We start from the raw sequence: 14,751 nt of genomic DNA on the forward strand, positions 1-14,751 counted from the left end.
GCTGCGAAAACTGCGATGCCCGAAGGTTTCGGAGTGTCGGCGCGAGTTGTGGCGTGGGCGGCGGAGAAGGGCTACAGCCAATTGCCGGAACACCTCGATGCGTTCAAGCGCAAGGTGCAGGCCAACGCGTACACCTACGCCGACTGGGACTCTGCGTTCATGGAGGCAATCCGCGAGGACTGGGCGCGACTGCGCGGCAAGGCGCAAATCGGCGGCGCTGTCCCTGTGTCCGACAGTCGTCCGCAATGGGCAATCAATGCTGGCTTCACCAATCGCTGGGAGGCCGAAAACGAGGGCTGCTACGAACGCAACGCCCACCTGTTCCACGACGGCAAACGCACGGAGGCAGCATGAACGCACATGAACTTTCCATTCGCATGGCCTCCGATGCTGCGGCCATCGCTCAATACCTGCTCCCCGGTGGCAAGCGCAAGGCTGGCGAGTGGACGGCGGGCAACACAACCGGCGAGGCTGGTCAATCGCTGTCGGTGCGCCTGACTGGCGCAAAGGCTGGCGTGTGGAAGGACTTCGCAAACGGCGAGGGTGGTGATCTGCTCGACCTGTGGGCTGCGTGCCGTGGCTGTTCGATTGCCGAAGCCATCAACGAAGCCAAGACGTATCTGGGCGTGCGCGAAACCATGCCGGTGCGCGAGAAGCCATCGTTCAAACGCCCACAAAAACCTCAGTGCCAGGCCGCAAAGTCCGGTGCGCTGGAATGGCTCAAGGGTCGCGGATTGACCGACGAAACCATTGCGGCTTTCAAGATCGCTGAGCAGATGCGCAACGGCAAGACTTACGCGGTCTTCCCATACCTGCGCGACGGCGAGCTGGTCAACGTCAAGTACCGCAACATCGCCGAGAAGAAGGACATGCGCCAAGAGGGCGGCGCTGAACCCTGTTTGTTCGGCTGGCACCTGATCGACCCTAAGGCTCGCACTGTCGCAATCTGCGAGGGCGAGATTGACGCGATGACGCTGCATCAGATGGGCATTCCGGCGTTGTCGGTGAACGCTGGCGCTGGCAATCACCAGTGGCTTGAAAACGATTGGGAACGTCTCGACCGATTCAGCGAAATCCTCGTGTTCTTTGACTCCGATGAGGCGGGCAAGAAGGGCGCAGATGAACTGGTGCGCCGCGTTGGTATTGAGCGCTGCAAGGTGGTGAACCTTCCAGCCAAGGACGCGAACGACTACCTGATTCAGGGCGCGTGCGGCGAGGACTTTTGGCATTGCGTCAAAGAAGCCAAGCCGCTCGACCCGGAGGAACTGCGCCAAGCAAGCGACTTCATCACCCGTGTGAAGTCCATGTTCTGGCCTGCACACGAGGATGCTCGTGATCCAGTTCTGCGTCTCGACAAGGATCTGGATTGGTTCGAGTTCCGCAAGGGCGAGGTCACGGTCTGGACTGGCTACAACGGCCATGGCAAGAGCCTGATGTTGTCGCAAGTGCAACTGGGCCTGATGGCTCAGGGCGAGCGCTTCATGGTGTTCTCCGGCGAAATGACGCCAGAGCGCCAACTCAAACGCACGGTCAAGCAGGCGTCTGGCGTTGATCGTCCAACGATGGCATTCATCGACGCCGTTGGTGCGTGGATTCATGACAAACAGTGGATTTTCAACGTCGTCGGCAGCGCTGGTCTTGACCGTCTGTTGTCGGTGTTCCTGTACGCCAACAAGCGTTACGGCATCTGCCATTTCGTCATTGACTCTTTGATGATGACTGACGTTCCAGAGGACGGCTCCGGCGCGATGACAGCGCAGAAGGACGCCATGCGCAAGATGTGTGACTTCGCCCGCCGCAACGGCGTTCATCTGCACCTGGTAGCGCATCCACGCAAGGGCGCGGACGAGAGCAAGGGGCCGGGGAAGCTGGACGTTGCTGGGTCTTCAAAGATCACCGACGGAGCGGACAACGTGTTCACGGTCTGGAGTGCCCGCAAGGACGAGAACGACCCGAACTACGACGCCGAGAAGCCCGACGCCAAGCTGGAACTCCAGAAGCAGCGCAACGGCGAGGTTCAGCACTACTCGCAGTACCTCTGGTTCAACAAAGCCGCGCAGCAGTTCGCGACCAACAGCCGCCGTCATGCCGTTGAGTACGTGACGTTTCACGGCGAGCCAACGAAAGCCTACGCATGAACACGACCGAAGAGGAACTTGCAGCCATTGAGGCCGCATTCCGGGTGCAGGACGAGCGAGAGATTTTCCGGGAAGCGCGAATCGAGCAGATCGCCCAGCTTGCGGCGGATGTTGAGGCGAGCGGATTGGCAGATGGATGGGCAGATTACTTGGCGGACAAGCGGCGTAGGGCCGGTGTCTTGGTGGATCAACAAGGGGCACGAGCCCGAGGCAGTTAAACAAAGAAAGGCAACGAAATGAGCAATCAAATTAACCCAGCAAATGAGCCAGTAGTGGCGGTGTGCGGAAACGTGGCCCGCGTGTACGGCGCTGAGGACAAGGGCCGTCGCCCCTTCATGTTCGAGCGTGTATTCGCTCACCACGGAGCTGCTGTGCTGTTCGCGCAGGAGTTCGAGGATCGCCAAAACAAGCGTTCTTAACTTGGGCTTGCGAGCCTGTGAGGGGTAAGAGATGACTGATGTTGGGTTTCCCGGAATCGTGATTGCAGAGGGCGGTGTCTCAAAGCAGTTCTTGAGCGAGATGGACAAGGCTACGAATGCATGGACTATGCGCGCCGCCCGTGGTGAATGTGGATGGCTCTGCTCTGGCTGCTGCACCAGTGACCATCGCGGCATGCCTGATGAGTGCTTTCACGGAAACGCGGACTGCACGCGGATCATTCAGCGCGATAAGGCGGCAGCGATTCAAGAAGCAAAGGAGGGGGTATGAGCGATCCATATAAGCACTGGCTCAAGGTGATCGCGGAGACGTGCATTCCCCAAGCGCGAGATTGGCGCGGCGTCGGCTCCGATGCTGTTGACGCGCTCGCCAGTGTGGGGCATGCACTTGCGTTGACAGGGCTGCGGTTGCTTGTGTTGGTGACCTTCCCGATCAGTGTGCCCCTGCTTGCTCGGTGGTGTTGGAAGCGTGCTCAGTTGGTGGAATGGTTGCGCAAAGAGCGAGAGCAAGAGGTGATCGATGAACTCACCAAGTTGAACCAGAAGGAGGCAGCATGACCACACAACCAAGCAAGCCGCGCCTGATCCGAGTATTTGGCGTCTGGTGCTGCGGCATACCCGGCGAGCGATACATGTTCAAAGGGTTCTTTGGTGATGGCTACACGCCTCTTGAGGCATACGAGGACTGGAAGAAGGGGAGGGCGTGATGGCAGTTCAAACAGCATTCCAAGGCGAGGTTCAATTCCGGCGCTACTCGGACACCAGCACTCAGGGCCAGCAGGTTGTTTTCGCTGTGGCCGACCGCGATGCGCTGGAGTCCTTCATCGGCAAAGAGGGCAAGCGCTTCATGGCCGTGTTGGTGGAGATCGGGGACGACGAGCAGCCGGTGGTGCAAAGCGCGAATTCGCGTTCTGCCAATGAGAGGCCCGAAACGGGAAATCCCGTCACGCCCAATGTCGGAAATTCCGACATTGAAAAACCTCGCGAGCGCCTTGGCGATCTGGCATGGAGAGCAGTGCAGTGGTGCAAGGAGCCGGAGTTCCGCGCGTGGCTGGGCGTGCATGGGGATTTCGTCAACGAACTGACCGAGGACGCCGCGAGCGAAGTCATCAAGAGCTGGTGCAACGTGGACTCTCGCAAGGAGCTGGACACCAACGAAGACGCCAAGCGGCTTTTCAACCAACTGATCCGCGGCCCATACCAAAAGCATCTGATGGCAAGGGGGATCAATCGATGACACGCAGACAAAAGCAGCGGCTCATGTCGCACGCCAAAGCGCCGCGAGATTTCAATGAGGCGCGGTGGTTTTTCTCTGCGCTGAACTCGATGGGGGTTCGCGGTCGGCTGAGAGGTGGTTTCAAGGCATGGGAGGGGATGGAGTGATGGCAGTTCTAGAGTTCATTTTTAGCGGCTTCTGGGTGTTTGTTGGCGCGCTGCTTCTTGTTGCTGTCGGATGCTCGGGCATCGCGGAAATCATCCGTGCGATCAGGGGTCGGGCATGACCTTCAAACGAACACGCTGCGCCCACTGCAAAGGCAAATTTCAGCCGGAGCGCCAAAACCAAAAGGTGCATGTCGAGTGCATTGACGCGTACATGGAAGAGCAGAAGGCAAAGGAAGAGCGCGAAGCAGCGAAGAAAGCCCGGATGGCGGCCAAGGTGGAGCGGGCAGAGACGAGGCGGCGCAAGGAAGCCAGCAAGACAGTTGGCCAGCGCCGCACAGAGGTGCAGGTCGAGCTCAACCGCTGGGTCGTCCACGTCCGCGATGTCGATCTCCCTTGCATCTCTTGCGGCTGCACTCATGCCCGCTGGAACGCAGGTCACTACCGCAGCCGGGGCAGTGCAGTGCATTTGTCCATCGAGCCGACCAATGTGCACAAGCAATGCGTCAGATGCAATCTAGAGCTCCACGGCAACCTGATCGAGTACCGCAAAGGGTTGTTAGCTCGATACGGGGTTGAGTACGTGGAGGCAATCGAGGCGGATGAACGGGCTCGGCACTACACGCCGGAAGAGTTCACGGCCATGAAATTGGACTACCGGGCCAAGGTGAAGGAGATGAGGGGATGAGCAGGAAGAAATGCAAACGCAAGGTCTGGAAGCTGGTGAATCCGATCCAGCATGCAATCGACGGCGCGCGAGTCACGACGGATGACCTGCTGGATCAGCTCCGCATCCGCGAACTGGCCGCAATCGAGTCGTTCCGCAAGGGCGAGGCAGGCCTGCAAGAGTGGGCAGACCTGACGGGGACTCTCAATGTGTGCGAAGCCATGGCTCGCGGTGGCATTGGCCCGGAGGCGCTGGAGGCTTGCAAGGTGGCAGAGCAAGCATTGATCGATGCAGGCATCCACTACGAGGACACGAAACGCATGGTGACGAACGGCCCCGGCCTCCAGGCGCTGCGCGATCTCTACGAATACCACGATCTGCAGCGCCAGTCGATCAGCCGGTCGGAGTACGAGAAGTGGATCAGGACAGCCGAGAACCGCACCCGGTCAAAGGCCCCAGAAGTTCGGGATATGGCAGAGATTTGAAAGGCAGCAAGTGACACCAGAAAAGCAGAAGCAGAAGCTCAGTGGTCAGACAACCATTGCACAGAAGATTTTCCAGTTTGTCCCCATCGCCGAAGAATGGGGTGCAGCCCAGATTGGTCAAACGATGACAAGGGCGTGCGGAAGCCAGACAGACCCGCGCACGCTGCTCGGATGCCTCGGCCAACTGACCGAATCCGGGCTGATCCGCGCAACCAGTCGCGGCATGTTCCAGAGAGCGCCCATCTCCCAGCCGTCCGCGCCACAACCCCAGAAGCAAGAAAAGGAAACCAAAGTCATGACAGCACCCGCAGCACCGAAGGCCACCACATCTGCAATCGACCTGCTGGCAGGACTCGCGCAGAAGCTCCGCGCCGTGGCAAACGACATTGATGCCGCCGCACTGGCAATCGAGGAAGGGCAGGCGAAGAACTCCCAAGAGGCCGAGAAGCTCAAGCAGTTGAAGGCGCTGTTCAAAGAACTGGCCTAACCCAAAGACTAGGAGCAAAGATTGACAGAAGCACCAACCACACAAGAGCAGTATTCCCGCGCGGTTCAGTCCTCTAGCCTTCGCGTACAGGGCGAGCGCGTCTCGGGTGATGCTGACTACCTGATTGCAGCAGGCTGGTGCAAATCCCGCTTTGGTGCCGCGCTCATGCGGCTACAGGCCGAATGGGATGGTGCTGAGCGCTGGGGCATCAAGGTGCCAGTCGTGCCGACCAAGCGAGCAATCATGTCCGAAGCCCAGGTAACGCTGAGGAATGGCATTCGCAAGATCACCACAGAGAGCATGGAGGCCGCGCGCAAGAAGCTGGAGAAGCGCTACGAGAGCGAGATGGGCAAGGTGATGCGTGCGCTCAAGTCTCTGCCCGAGGTCGCGCAGAGTTTGAAGATCAAGTTGCTGCTGGACGGCCAAGACGGAGAACTGGCAGCACCGCTGCTGATGTACTGGCTTGATCCCATGTGCAGGGTCTGCCATGGAACGGGGCTGCAGCCCAACACAGAGCGTGGCTGCGGTAAATGCCGGGAGCATCCGGGGTTGGCTGCAATCCCAGGAGGCGAGTTTGGCAAGGGGGTTGTCAGCTTCCTTAACAACTGTGCATCCAGGGCGAGCGGTGAGACGCGAGTGTATTGCAAATCTTGACAGGATGTGATAGCATGCGCACATGGCTCGCAGCGATAAAAATCCAGCCCGCCATGTTTTCGTTGAATGCCCTGCATTTAGCCCGTAGCGGTGCAGGCAGCTATCGATGGATAGCCGCGCCCTGAGAAATCAGGGCCTTCACACATGCTGATTGGAAAAGCCGGGAATTGTCCTAATGCTCAGGACTCACCGCCCCGGTATAGAGCAACCAGTCAGCAGTTGTGATGGTGATGGCAAGGGGTAGCCGCCGAGCGAAACGATGCCTCACGAGTGGATCGGCGACCATCAACTCAACACCCAGCCTCGCCTAGTGCGGGGCTTTTCATTCTTGGGCCTGTCGTTCAACGGATAGGACTCCCGGCTTCGAACCGGGCGATGAGGGTTCAATTCCTTCTGGGCCCACCAATACGCATCTAAGCACACGGGTTGTGTCGCCAGCCTTCCAAGCTGCGCAGAGCTGGGTTCGACTCCCACTAGATGCTCCATATGTCAGCTGCAGCAAGCGCGGCCCGCACCCGAGCGGTATGAAGGTGCGGCATCTCCTACTGAGAGCTTCCCAGTGCTTGAAGAAGCGAACAGCAACCACACGCATGTGCGAGTCTGATGTGGTCATTCAGAAATCAAGCTGGCCGGGGCTGATGCCAAGTGCAAGCGCGATCTTTTCACGGGATGCCTTGCGGGGCTTCTCGCTGGCTTCAAGTTGGGCGTATGCGCTTTGGGTGACACCCATGCGTTCCGCCACTTCAGCTTGAGTAAGGTTGAGGTGAGTGCGCCATGCTTTGGCGGGTGTCATCTCATCGTCGAATGCGAGTTTCACGACTTCATTCGGAACAAGCTCATTTGCCTGTTCGTAGTTCTTCACGAACTCGTCATAGGGCACGACAACGAAGGCGGGGCGACCATCTGCGCCAGAGGATGGGGATGAAGCTCAAGACGCTTAAGTCCAGTCTCCCGATCCTGAACACCAGCCGGGTCAGGGTGCTGGACAACAAGGCAGGTGCAACACCCCGCATCCGTGGAAGCCAGTGGATGAAGACCAGACAGAAGGCTTTGGTCGCTGGCTCGTTCACCTGCGTGGACTGTGGCCGGGTGCATGCCTCGAACGAGGTTGACCACGACAAGCCGCTTGAACAGGGTGGTAGCAATGACCAGTCAAACCTAGTCGTCAGGTGTGTGGACTGCCACAAGGCCAAGACGAAGCGAGAGGCGCAGGCAAGGGCAAGGGGATGAACATGATTGAAGTCATCGACAACACAGGCGTGCGTCATCTACTCAATGCCGACGGTATCGTTCGGGTGAGCGAGGCGGGAACGTCAAGCCAGTGGCACGGCATCCGGTCATGGATCACGATGATGGATGGCAAGACCATCGACTGCCAGCAAAACGTTCAGGAAGTGAAGAAGCTCCTGCTTGATGACGAGGTTCGCCGCTTGCGCGTTGACGCAGCCTGAGCCGTTCTCGCAAGCCGCAGGGGCATCGACGCGGCAGGGCAAAGAGTGGGGGGTAGTCGAAAGTCTGAGGGGTCGGACGGCTGGAAACCGACCTGTTTCGCACGCGCAGAAAAATTCCCCCGATTCAAATAAATCAAATGAGGTAGTTATGGCCGGAGTCAAAGGACGAAGCGGCGGCTCGCGTCCTGGCGCTGGCCGTCCACCCAAAGAACCCGAATACTTGAACCTGAGCGGCATCTACGATGAGCCGGATAAGTTCTTGAAGGCGGTGATGAACGATAACGGGAGCGAGGCAAAGCTCCGCGTGGATGCGGCCAAAGCCTTGTTGTCTGCGCAGGTTCGCCGCGCTGAGAACGGCGGCAAGAAAGACGCCAAGCAGGCCGCAGCCAAGGCGGCAGGCGCTGGCAAGTTCGCATCGGCTGCACCGCCTCGGCTGGCGGCATCAGGTGGCAACAAGGTTTGAGGTAATTTGATATGGAGCCAGTCTGGACAACAGCATGCCCGGACTGGGCGGATCGCATCCGAGAGGGCCGATCCATCATTCCGCCGCCGATCTTCCCGGACGAGGCCGAAGCCGGACTTGAGGTTCTTCGAGAGCTACGCATTGTTGATGCACCGGGTAGTCCGCGAATCGCTGACGCAAGTGGTCAATGGGTGTTCGATCTGGCTGCATCAATCTTTGGTGCGTATGACGTAGACAGCGGGCGACGACTCATCAAAGAGTGGTTCGTCATGCTGCCCAAGAAGAATTTCAAGTCCGGCTTGGCTGCGTCGATCATGTTGACGACGCTAATCCGCAATTGGCGGCAGTCGGCGGAATTCACCATCCTTGCTCCCACGCTTGAGGTTGCGGCGAATAGCTTTGGCCCAGCCAAGGACATGGTGCATTTCCGAGATGACGACGAGGACGAGAGCGAGCTATCCGACCTGATTCAGATTCAGACGCATGTCCGCACGCTGACGCATCGAGAAAAGAATGCAACGCTGAAGGTGATCGCGGCAGACGCGAACACAGCAGCGGGCAAGAAGTCCGTAGGTGTGCTGGTGGAAGAGTTATGGCTGTTTGGCAAGCAGGCCAAGGCCAAGGACATGCTGCGCGAGGCGACGGGTGGACTGGCGTCGCGCCCAGAAGGTTTCGTCATCTACATCACGACGCAGAGCGACGAGCCGCCAGAAGGTGTGTTCAAGGAGAAGCTGCAATATGCCCGCGATGTGCGAGACGGCAAGATCATCGACCCGCAGTTTGTGCCGATCTTGTTCGAGCACCCGCCTGAACTGGTCGCGACCAAAGAGCACATGAAGCTTGAGAATCTGCCGATGGTGAACCCGAATCTGGGTTACTCGGTGGATCGCGAGTACCTGGAGCGCGAGTACCGCAAAGCGGAGTCCGAGGGCGAGGCTTCCTTGAAGGGGTTTCTTGCCAAGTACGGGAACGTCGAAGTCGGAATGAATCTCCGCTCCGACCGCTGGACAGGCGCCGACTTCTGGCAGCAGAACGGCGACAAGCGCGTCACGCTGGACTACATCTTGCGTGAGTCTGAGGTGGTGACCATCGGCATTGATGGCGGCGGGCTGGATGACTTGCTCGGCTTTGCTGTTGAGGGGCGTCGGAAAGAGTCCGAGCACTGCTTGCTTGCGAACAAGGCTTGGATTCACCCCATCGGCATCGAGCGGCGCAAGTCCGAGGAATCGAAATATCGAGACTTCGAGCGGGCTGGCGATCTGGTGGTGGTCGAGCGCCCGCGTCAGGATGTGGAAGAGGTTGCCGCGCTGTGCAAACAGGTCTATGACGCTGGGTTGCTGGCGCAGATCGGGCTTGACCCGGAGCGCACCCACAAGGTGATGTTCAAGGCGCTGGTGGATGTAGGCATCCCAGAGGATCTGATCATTGGCATTACGCAGGGCTGGAAACTGACAGGCGCGATGGCGGTGGCCGAGCGTGCTTTGCAGGCTGGCGAGCTTACACACTCAGGCTCCGAAATGATGGCTTGGTGCGTCGGCAATGCCAAGGTCGTGCCATCCGGCAATGCAGTGTTGATCACAAAGCAGGCCAGCGGCACCGCGAAGATTGACCCGGTCATGGCTTCGCTGAATGCGATCTCCATCATGGCAACAAACCCCGAGGCAAAGCGCAAATCGGTCTACGAAACGCGCGGAATCCGCTTCTTGTAAGGGCGAACAATGAAATTCTTCGACATGTTCCGGTTCAAGCCGGAGGCACAGTCGCGCCCGCGTGCGGAGTCTCCAGGGGGGATTCAGTTCTCGGGACTGGATGATCCGGCGCTGCTGGAGTTCATCCGAAACGGAGGCGCAGGCAGCGTTGAGATGTTGCGCAATATGGCGGCGTTCCGCAGCCTCACTCTGATCTGCAACGGCATCGGCATGTTGCCGACGAACATCTACAAGTTTGGCGCGGATAAGGAGATCGCGAAAGATCACCCGGTTCACAAGCTGCTGCGCCTTCGACCGAACCCTTGGCAGACGCCGATGGAGTTCAAGGGTCAGATGGAAATGAGCGTGCAGCAGGACGGTTCGGCGTATGCGCGAATCATCCGTGCAGGCAACCGCCCGATTCACCTGATTCCACTGGAGTTCAGCAAGGTAGACGCCAAGCTCGGCAGTGACTGGCGCATGAAGTACACGGTGCAGACAGAGACGGGTGGGCAAATCGGGCTCGACCAGTCCGAGATTCTGCACCTCCGCGAGTTGTCGCCCGATGGCGTTTGCGGGCTGTCTCGTCGCAAGCTCTCGCAAGGCGTCATTGAGTTGGCGCGATCCGCTGAAACCGCCGCGCGGAACGTCTTCAAGAAAGGCGTGATGGCGGGAGGCGCAATTGAGATCGATGGAGAGCTTTCCGATGGCGCATTCACGCGGATGCAGGGGTCGCTTGCAACCGACTATGCGGGCGCGGAGAACGCCAACAAGTGGATGATTTTGGAAGAGGGCGCGAAGGCGAACAAGTTCACTTCCAGCGCCAAGGATGCCCAGCAGATCGAGAACCGAAATCACCAGATTGAGGAAATCGCACGGCTGTACGGCGTGCCTCGTCCGCTGCTGATGATGGACGACACGAGCTGGGGCAGTGGCATCGAGCAACTGGCCATCTACTTCGTTCAATTCACGCTCGCACCGCGCTTCACCGCGTGGGAGCAGGCGCTATCCCGCTCTCTGCTGTCCGACTCGGAGCAAGAGCGTTTCTATTTCAAGTTCAACGAACGCGCCCTGATGCGCGGCACTCTCAAGGATCAGGCTGAGTTCTTCGCCAAGGCGCTCGGCGCTGGCGGGCATCAGCCTTGGATGGGTGTGGATGAAGTGCGTGATCTCTCGGAGTTGCCTGAATCTGGCGACCCGAAGCATGCGCAAGTGGCCGAACCAATGAGCCAACGAAAGGCAACGAATGAGCCTCAAACAACTACCTGAACTGAAAGCGAGCTTTGGCGGACTTCGTTCGTTCATTGCTCCCAGTGCGCTTGCCAAATGGTCGCCAGTCCAAGCTGATGCCAGCGAGTCGGATAACACCATCAGCATCCTTGATGTGATCGGACAAGACTGGTGGAGCGGCGAGGGTGTGACCTCTAAGCGTATCGCCGGAGCGCTGCGGGCGATTGGCTCTGACAAGGACGTGGTGGTCAACATCAACAGTCCTGGCGGCGATATGTTCGAGGGCATCGCCATCTACAACCAGTTGCGCGAGCACAAGGGCAAGGTGACAGTAAATGTTCTCGGGATTGCAGCCTCCGCAGCCTCGATCATCACGATGGCAGCTGACGAAATCCGCATCGGGCGACCTTCGTTCCTGATGATCCACAACTGCTGGTCAGTCTGTGCAGGAAACCGCTACGACATGGCTGCAGCCTCCGAGCAAATGGCTCCGTTTGATGCGGCAATGGCTGATGTCTACCACGCACGAACCGGCGTAGACCCCAAAGAAATCGCGTCCATGATGGACAAAGAGACATGGATTGGCGGGTCTGCGGCAGTCGAAAAGGGCTGGGCTGACGCGCTGATGGATGACTCCGAGATCGGCGAGTCCGACACCAAGACAAAGGCTGCTGCAGTGCGACGAATGGAAGCAGCTTTGCGTGCGAGCGGCATGTCCCGCACTGATGCACAAACCCTTCTCTCTGATTTCAAGTCCGGCCTGAGTGATTCGGTCGGCAATGGCGGCCTGAGCGATTCGGCAGCAAACCAAGTCGCAGCGACATCGCTGCAAAACCTCATCTCCGCCATGAAAGGCAAACAATGACTGACGTAACCAAGACCATCGAAGCCCTCGGCCAAGCGTTCGAGGAATTTAAGGCCACCCACGCCGCCGAAGTGAAGGCGCTCAAGGACGGCGCAGGCACTGCTGATTTGCAAGCGAAGCTGGACAAGCTGAATGCCGCAATGGATCAGCACACCAAGGAAATCGAAGATGCTCACACCAAGATCGCAGCTGCCCAAATGAGTGCTGGCGGCGGTGCTGGCCCGAAGGACAAGGAATATAGCGAAGCCTTCCGCGCTCACTTCAAGAAGGGCGACATCCAGTCCGCGCTGAACAAGGGCGCAGCTGACGAAGGCGGCTATCTCGCCCCGGTCGAATGGGATCGCACCATCACCGACAAGCTGGTGCTTGTGTCGCCAATGCGTGCATTGGCGAATGTGCAAACCGTTTCCGGTGCGGGACATACAAAACTGTTCAACAAGGGCGGCACATCGTCTGGGTGGGTTGGCGAAACCGACGACCGCCCACAAACGAACACCAGCACGTTTGCGTCGCTGGGCTTCGGATGGGGAGAAATCTACGCCAACCCAGCGGCCACACAGCAGATGCTGGATGACTCCGCGATCAATCTGGAGTCGTGGCTTGCGAATGAGGTCGATACCGAGTTTTCCAAGCAAGAAGGCGTTGGTTTCTGGTCTGGTAACGGCACCAACAAGCCATTCGGCATCCTGACCTATGTCACTGGTGGCGCGAACGCAGCGAAGCACCCCTTTGGCGCAATCAAGACGGTGAATTCTGGCGCGGCCGCTGCAATCACTGCTGATGGCATTCTCGATCTGGTTTATGACCTGCCGAGCGCCTTCACTGGCGGCGCGCGCTTCACGATGAACCGCAAGACGCTGGGTGTGATCCGCAAGCTCAAGGATGGCCAAGGCAACTACCTCTGGCAGCCCACATATGTGGCTGGGGAGCCAAGCACCGTTGCCGGGTTTGTCGCGACGGAAGTGCCGGACATGCCTGATGTGGCCGCGAATGCAGTGCCGATCCTGTTCGGTGACTTCAAGCGCACCTACACCGTGTTCGACCGCACAGGCGTTCGTGTGTTGCGCGATCCGTTCACGGCCAAGCCCTATGTACTGTTCTACACGACCAAGCGCGTAGGCGGCGGTGTGCACAACCCCGAACCGATGCGCGCCCTCAAGGTCGCCGCAGCCTAAGGAGATCGCCCATGAAGTTCGCAAAGACCTTCAAGGGCGTGCCTGACGGGGAAATCTACCCCGTCGAGTACCAGCCCGGTGATGAATGCCCACCAGAGCTTGAGGACGCCGCGCGCGAACTCGAAGTGCTGGAAGGCAAGGCCAACAAACAGACCAAGCCGAAAGCCTGACCATGCTCGTGACACTTGACGAGGCCATTGCGCATTTGCGTGTGGAGGCTGGCCCAGAGGACAACCTGATCACGCTGTACGCACTGGCCGCAGAACAGTCCGCGATGGACTATCTGAATCGTCAGGTGTTCGCGGATCAGGACGTGCTGGAAGACGCTGCGACTGTAGGGGGGGCGGGCGCTAACCCGCTCGTCGTCAACTACGCAATCAAGGCCGCTATCTTGCTGACGCTCGGCCACCTCTACGCCAATCGTGAAGACGTGGTGGCGGGGCAGACTGTGGCGCAGTTGCCTTTCGGCGCTCGCTCTCTGCTCCGTCCGCATCGCATCGTGAACGGATTCTGACCATGACCACAGCCGGACAACTCCGCCACAAAGTGGTGATCCAGAAGCTTGGCGATGGCGAGAACGAATGGGGCGAGCCGATCAAAGACCAGTGGGTCGACGTCTGCTCACCATGGGCCGATATTCGCCAACCTTCGGGGCTCTCTGCGATCAAAGCCGACGCTCAAGTGTCCATCGTGCGCACATCGATCCGCATCCGGTTTCGCAATGACGTGAAGCCCGGCATGCGGGTGGTGCACGGCGAGCGGGTCTACAGCGTCAAGGCCGGACCGCTGGCAGTGGATGGCAAGCGCGTGTTTGTGGACCTGATTTGCGAAGAGGTGACGTGATGGGTATGGCTGTCCGCATGGATGCTTCGCGCCTCAAAGAGCAACTGAAGGCGACGGCGGCCAAGTTGCACGATGCCACGCGCCCAGCCGCACAGGCTGGTGCGCAGGTCATCTACGAACGTGCTCGCCTGAATGCTCCGATCTCGCCAAAGGCTCACTACTTCTACATCCGAGGGAAGAAGTACGGGCCCTATGCCCCCGGCAACCTGCGCGACAGCATCTATCAGGTCTACGCCAAGAGCAAGAGCTACGCGGATCGCGCCACTTACCACATTAGTTTCAACAAGGACAAGGCCCCATACGGTTTTGTTTATGAGTACGGCAACAGCAAGCGCGGCGCGCAGTCGTTCATTGCTCGCTCAGTGATTGAGACGCGTACTGAAGTGCGACAGGCGATGAAAGACAGGTTTATCCAAGAGGTCAACAAATGAGCATGGAAGGCGATCTGGTCGCGACCCTGAAGGCGCTATGTCCGCGTGTTTTCGCTGACGTGGCACCCGCCGGAACCACCAAGCCATACGTGACATGGCAGGGCATCGGCGGCGAATCCATCTATGCACTGAACAATACGCCAATCGACAAGCGCAACACGCTCATGCAGATCAACGTGTGGGCCGCAGATCGACTGCAGTCAATAACGCTTGCCCGAAACATCGAGGCCGCGATTGCCGCATCCCCCGCATTTGTCGCCAAGCCCGTGAACGAGCCTGTGTCTGTCTACGAGGACGACACAGAGCTACACGGCGCGATCCAACGATTCGAAATCTGGCACGCCAGATAACCCAACC

The 14,751-nt window shown here is 58.9% G+C and carries 23 protein-coding genes and 2 tRNA genes; 23 read left to right on the forward strand and 2 right to left on the reverse strand.

Translation table 11 applies throughout. From position 1 onward, the window contains the following. The first annotated feature begins 33 nt into the window (after nt 1–33). Both G7048_RS19240 and G7048_RS19245 read left to right on the forward strand, forming a co-directional pair. Nucleotides 34–354: a hypothetical protein gene (locus G7048_RS19240; protein ID WP_166069689.1), complete on the forward strand. Its 321-nt coding sequence runs from the start codon at nt 34–36 to the stop codon at nt 352–354. Further along, entirely contained in the window at nt 351–2,138 is a 1,788-nt protein-coding gene (locus G7048_RS19245) for a toprim domain-containing protein (RefSeq protein ID WP_166069690.1), read from the forward strand. The genes G7048_RS19240 and G7048_RS19245 overlap by 4 nt, the downstream gene beginning before the upstream one ends. Here the strand turns inward: G7048_RS19245 and G7048_RS19250 are convergent. Continuing rightward, nucleotides 2,129–2,665, reverse strand: coding sequence for a hypothetical protein (locus tag G7048_RS19250; protein WP_166069691.1), 537 nt, complete (start codon nt 2,663–2,665; stop codon nt 2,129–2,131). The two genes, G7048_RS19245 and G7048_RS19250, sit on opposite strands and share 10 nt — an antisense overlap. Nucleotides 2,666–2,842: 177 nt before the next feature. Here G7048_RS19250 and G7048_RS19255 point away from each other — a divergent pair, with 177 nt between their 5' ends. The 9 genes from G7048_RS19255 to G7048_RS19295 all read left to right on the forward strand — a co-directional run bounded on the left by G7048_RS19255 (nt 2,843) and on the right by G7048_RS19295 (nt 6,733). Further along, nucleotides 2,843–3,133: a hypothetical protein gene (locus G7048_RS19255; RefSeq protein WP_166069692.1), complete on the forward strand. Its 291-nt coding sequence runs from the start codon at nt 2,843–2,845 to the stop codon at nt 3,131–3,133. Beyond that, the gene (locus G7048_RS19260) at nt 3,130–3,282 is read left to right on the forward strand and encodes a hypothetical protein (RefSeq protein WP_166069693.1); all 153 of its coding nucleotides are present in this window, start codon (nt 3,130–3,132) and stop codon (nt 3,280–3,282) included. Before G7048_RS19255 ends, G7048_RS19260 begins: the two co-directional genes overlap by 4 nt. Further along, complete coding sequence (locus G7048_RS19265) at nt 3,282–3,812, forward strand: hypothetical protein (protein ID WP_166069694.1); 531 nt, start codon at nt 3,282–3,284, stop codon at nt 3,810–3,812. Before G7048_RS19260 ends, G7048_RS19265 begins: the two co-directional genes overlap by 1 nt. 261 nt (nt 3,813–4,073) lie before the next feature. Next, on the forward strand, nt 4,074–4,643 hold the full coding sequence (locus G7048_RS19270; RefSeq protein ID WP_166069695.1) for a recombination protein NinG: 570 nt from the start codon (nt 4,074–4,076) through the stop codon (nt 4,641–4,643). Beyond that, nucleotides 4,640–5,107 (forward strand): hypothetical protein, encoded by a 468-nt coding sequence (locus tag G7048_RS19275; RefSeq protein ID WP_166069696.1) that lies wholly within the window; start codon nt 4,640–4,642, stop codon nt 5,105–5,107. Before G7048_RS19270 ends, G7048_RS19275 begins: the two co-directional genes overlap by 4 nt. Nucleotides 5,108–5,117: 10 nt before the next feature. After that, nucleotides 5,118–5,594, forward strand: a complete 477-nt coding sequence (locus G7048_RS19280) for a hypothetical protein (protein WP_166069697.1) — start codon at nt 5,118–5,120, stop codon at nt 5,592–5,594. Nucleotides 5,595–5,615: 21 nt separating this feature from the next. Continuing rightward, complete coding sequence (locus tag G7048_RS19285; RefSeq protein WP_166069698.1) at nt 5,616–6,248, forward strand: hypothetical protein; 633 nt, start codon at nt 5,616–5,618, stop codon at nt 6,246–6,248. 330 nt (nt 6,249–6,578) lie between these two features. Beyond that, nucleotides 6,579–6,653 (forward strand) — tRNA-Arg (locus G7048_RS19290). Between the two features lie 4 nt (nt 6,654–6,657). Then, a tRNA-Gly gene (locus G7048_RS19295) sits at nt 6,658–6,733 on the forward strand. A 128-nt stretch (nt 6,734–6,861) separates the two neighbouring features. Here G7048_RS19295 and G7048_RS19300 read toward each other — a convergent pair. Beyond that, nucleotides 6,862–7,128: a helix-turn-helix domain-containing protein gene (locus tag G7048_RS19300; protein WP_166069699.1), complete on the reverse strand. Its 267-nt coding sequence runs from the start codon at nt 7,126–7,128 to the stop codon at nt 6,862–6,864. Nucleotides 7,129–7,277: 149 nt separating this feature from the next. On the opposite strand from G7048_RS19300, the gene G7048_RS19305 reads away from it, so the two are divergent. The 12 genes from G7048_RS19305 (at nt 7,278) to G7048_RS19360 (ending at nt 14,744) form a co-directional block, all read left to right on the forward strand. Then, nucleotides 7,278–7,478: an HNH endonuclease gene (locus G7048_RS19305; protein ID WP_166071065.1), complete on the forward strand. Its 201-nt coding sequence runs from the start codon at nt 7,278–7,280 to the stop codon at nt 7,476–7,478. Nucleotides 7,479–7,480: 2 nt separating this feature from the next. Continuing rightward, nucleotides 7,481–7,699, forward strand: a complete 219-nt coding sequence (locus G7048_RS19310; protein ID WP_166069700.1) for a hypothetical protein — start codon at nt 7,481–7,483, stop codon at nt 7,697–7,699. A 148-nt stretch (nt 7,700–7,847) separates the two neighbouring features. Then, nucleotides 7,848–8,162: a hypothetical protein gene (locus G7048_RS19315; RefSeq protein WP_166069701.1), complete on the forward strand. Its 315-nt coding sequence runs from the start codon at nt 7,848–7,850 to the stop codon at nt 8,160–8,162. An 11-nt stretch (nt 8,163–8,173) separates the two neighbouring features. Next, a complete protein-coding gene (locus G7048_RS19320) occupies nt 8,174–9,871 on the forward strand; it encodes a terminase large subunit (RefSeq protein WP_166069702.1) in 1,698 nt (565 codons plus the stop codon). A gap of 9 nt (nt 9,872–9,880) precedes the next feature. Continuing rightward, on the forward strand, nt 9,881–11,119 hold the full coding sequence (locus G7048_RS19325) for a phage portal protein (protein ID WP_166066873.1): 1,239 nt from the start codon (nt 9,881–9,883) through the stop codon (nt 11,117–11,119). After that, a complete protein-coding gene (locus tag G7048_RS19330) occupies nt 11,097–11,945 on the forward strand; it encodes a head maturation protease, ClpP-related (protein WP_166069703.1) in 849 nt (282 codons plus the stop codon). The genes G7048_RS19325 and G7048_RS19330 overlap by 23 nt, the downstream gene beginning before the upstream one ends. Next, nucleotides 11,942–13,120, forward strand: a complete 1,179-nt coding sequence (locus tag G7048_RS19335; RefSeq protein ID WP_166066871.1) for a phage major capsid protein — start codon at nt 11,942–11,944, stop codon at nt 13,118–13,120. The genes G7048_RS19330 and G7048_RS19335 overlap by 4 nt, the downstream gene beginning before the upstream one ends. 11 nt (nt 13,121–13,131) lie before the next feature. Continuing rightward, entirely contained in the window at nt 13,132–13,290 is a 159-nt protein-coding gene (locus tag G7048_RS19340; RefSeq protein WP_166069704.1) for a hypothetical protein, read from the forward strand. 2 nt (nt 13,291–13,292) lie between these two features. Then, on the forward strand, nt 13,293–13,634 hold the full coding sequence (locus G7048_RS19345) for a head-tail connector protein (protein WP_166066869.1): 342 nt from the start codon (nt 13,293–13,295) through the stop codon (nt 13,632–13,634). A 2-nt stretch (nt 13,635–13,636) separates the two neighbouring features. Further along, nucleotides 13,637–13,963 carry a phage head closure protein gene (locus G7048_RS19350; protein ID WP_166069705.1) on the forward strand — a complete coding sequence of 109 codons (327 nt, stop codon included), beginning with the start codon at nt 13,637–13,639 and terminating at the stop codon, nt 13,961–13,963. Then, a complete protein-coding gene (locus tag G7048_RS19355) occupies nt 13,963–14,394 on the forward strand; it encodes a hypothetical protein (protein WP_166069706.1) in 432 nt (143 codons plus the stop codon). Before G7048_RS19350 ends, G7048_RS19355 begins: the two co-directional genes overlap by 1 nt. Continuing rightward, nucleotides 14,391–14,744 (forward strand): DUF3168 domain-containing protein, encoded by a 354-nt coding sequence (locus tag G7048_RS19360; RefSeq protein ID WP_166069707.1) that lies wholly within the window; start codon nt 14,391–14,393, stop codon nt 14,742–14,744. The genes G7048_RS19355 and G7048_RS19360 overlap by 4 nt, the downstream gene beginning before the upstream one ends. The last annotated feature ends 7 nt before the right edge of the window (nt 14,745–14,751 follow it).

This window comes from Diaphorobacter sp. HDW4B (assembly GCF_011305535.1).
Lineage (GTDB): Bacteria > Pseudomonadota > Gammaproteobacteria > Burkholderiales > Burkholderiaceae_C > Diaphorobacter_A.

What these genes read in the sequence shown, in the direction of transcription:
- G7048_RS19305 (WP_166071065.1), top strand. Translation starts at nt 7,278, where the DNA reads ATGAAGACCAGACAGAAGGCTTTGGTCGCTGGCTCGTTCACCTGCGTG.
- G7048_RS19275 (WP_166069696.1), top strand. Translation starts at nt 4,640, where the DNA reads ATGAGCAGGAAGAAATGCAAACGCAAGGTCTGGAAGCTGGTGAATCCG.
- G7048_RS19355 (WP_166069706.1), top strand. Translation starts at nt 13,963, where the DNA reads ATGGGTATGGCTGTCCGCATGGATGCTTCGCGCCTCAAAGAGCAACTG.
- G7048_RS19340 (WP_166069704.1), top strand. Translation starts at nt 13,132, where the DNA reads ATGAAGTTCGCAAAGACCTTCAAGGGCGTGCCTGACGGGGAAATCTAC.
- G7048_RS19325 (WP_166066873.1), top strand. Translation starts at nt 9,881, where the DNA reads ATGAAATTCTTCGACATGTTCCGGTTCAAGCCGGAGGCACAGTCGCGC.
- G7048_RS19330 (WP_166069703.1), top strand. Translation starts at nt 11,097, where the DNA reads ATGAGCCTCAAACAACTACCTGAACTGAAAGCGAGCTTTGGCGGACTT.
- G7048_RS19255 (WP_166069692.1), top strand. Translation starts at nt 2,843, where the DNA reads ATGAGCGATCCATATAAGCACTGGCTCAAGGTGATCGCGGAGACGTGC.
- G7048_RS19320 (WP_166069702.1), top strand. Translation starts at nt 8,174, where the DNA reads ATGGAGCCAGTCTGGACAACAGCATGCCCGGACTGGGCGGATCGCATC.
- G7048_RS19310 (WP_166069700.1), top strand. Translation starts at nt 7,481, where the DNA reads ATGATTGAAGTCATCGACAACACAGGCGTGCGTCATCTACTCAATGCC.
- G7048_RS19245 (WP_166069690.1), top strand. Translation starts at nt 351, where the DNA reads ATGAACGCACATGAACTTTCCATTCGCATGGCCTCCGATGCTGCGGCC.
- G7048_RS19265 (WP_166069694.1), top strand. Translation starts at nt 3,282, where the DNA reads ATGGCAGTTCAAACAGCATTCCAAGGCGAGGTTCAATTCCGGCGCTAC.
- G7048_RS19350 (WP_166069705.1), top strand. Translation starts at nt 13,637, where the DNA reads ATGACCACAGCCGGACAACTCCGCCACAAAGTGGTGATCCAGAAGCTT.
- G7048_RS19270 (WP_166069695.1), top strand. Translation starts at nt 4,074, where the DNA reads ATGACCTTCAAACGAACACGCTGCGCCCACTGCAAAGGCAAATTTCAG.
- G7048_RS19260 (WP_166069693.1), top strand. Translation starts at nt 3,130, where the DNA reads ATGACCACACAACCAAGCAAGCCGCGCCTGATCCGAGTATTTGGCGTC.
- G7048_RS19335 (WP_166066871.1), top strand. Translation starts at nt 11,942, where the DNA reads ATGACTGACGTAACCAAGACCATCGAAGCCCTCGGCCAAGCGTTCGAG.
- G7048_RS19360 (WP_166069707.1), top strand. Translation starts at nt 14,391, where the DNA reads ATGAGCATGGAAGGCGATCTGGTCGCGACCCTGAAGGCGCTATGTCCG.
- G7048_RS19315 (WP_166069701.1), top strand. Translation starts at nt 7,848, where the DNA reads ATGGCCGGAGTCAAAGGACGAAGCGGCGGCTCGCGTCCTGGCGCTGGC.
- G7048_RS19345 (WP_166066869.1), top strand. Translation starts at nt 13,293, where the DNA reads ATGCTCGTGACACTTGACGAGGCCATTGCGCATTTGCGTGTGGAGGCT.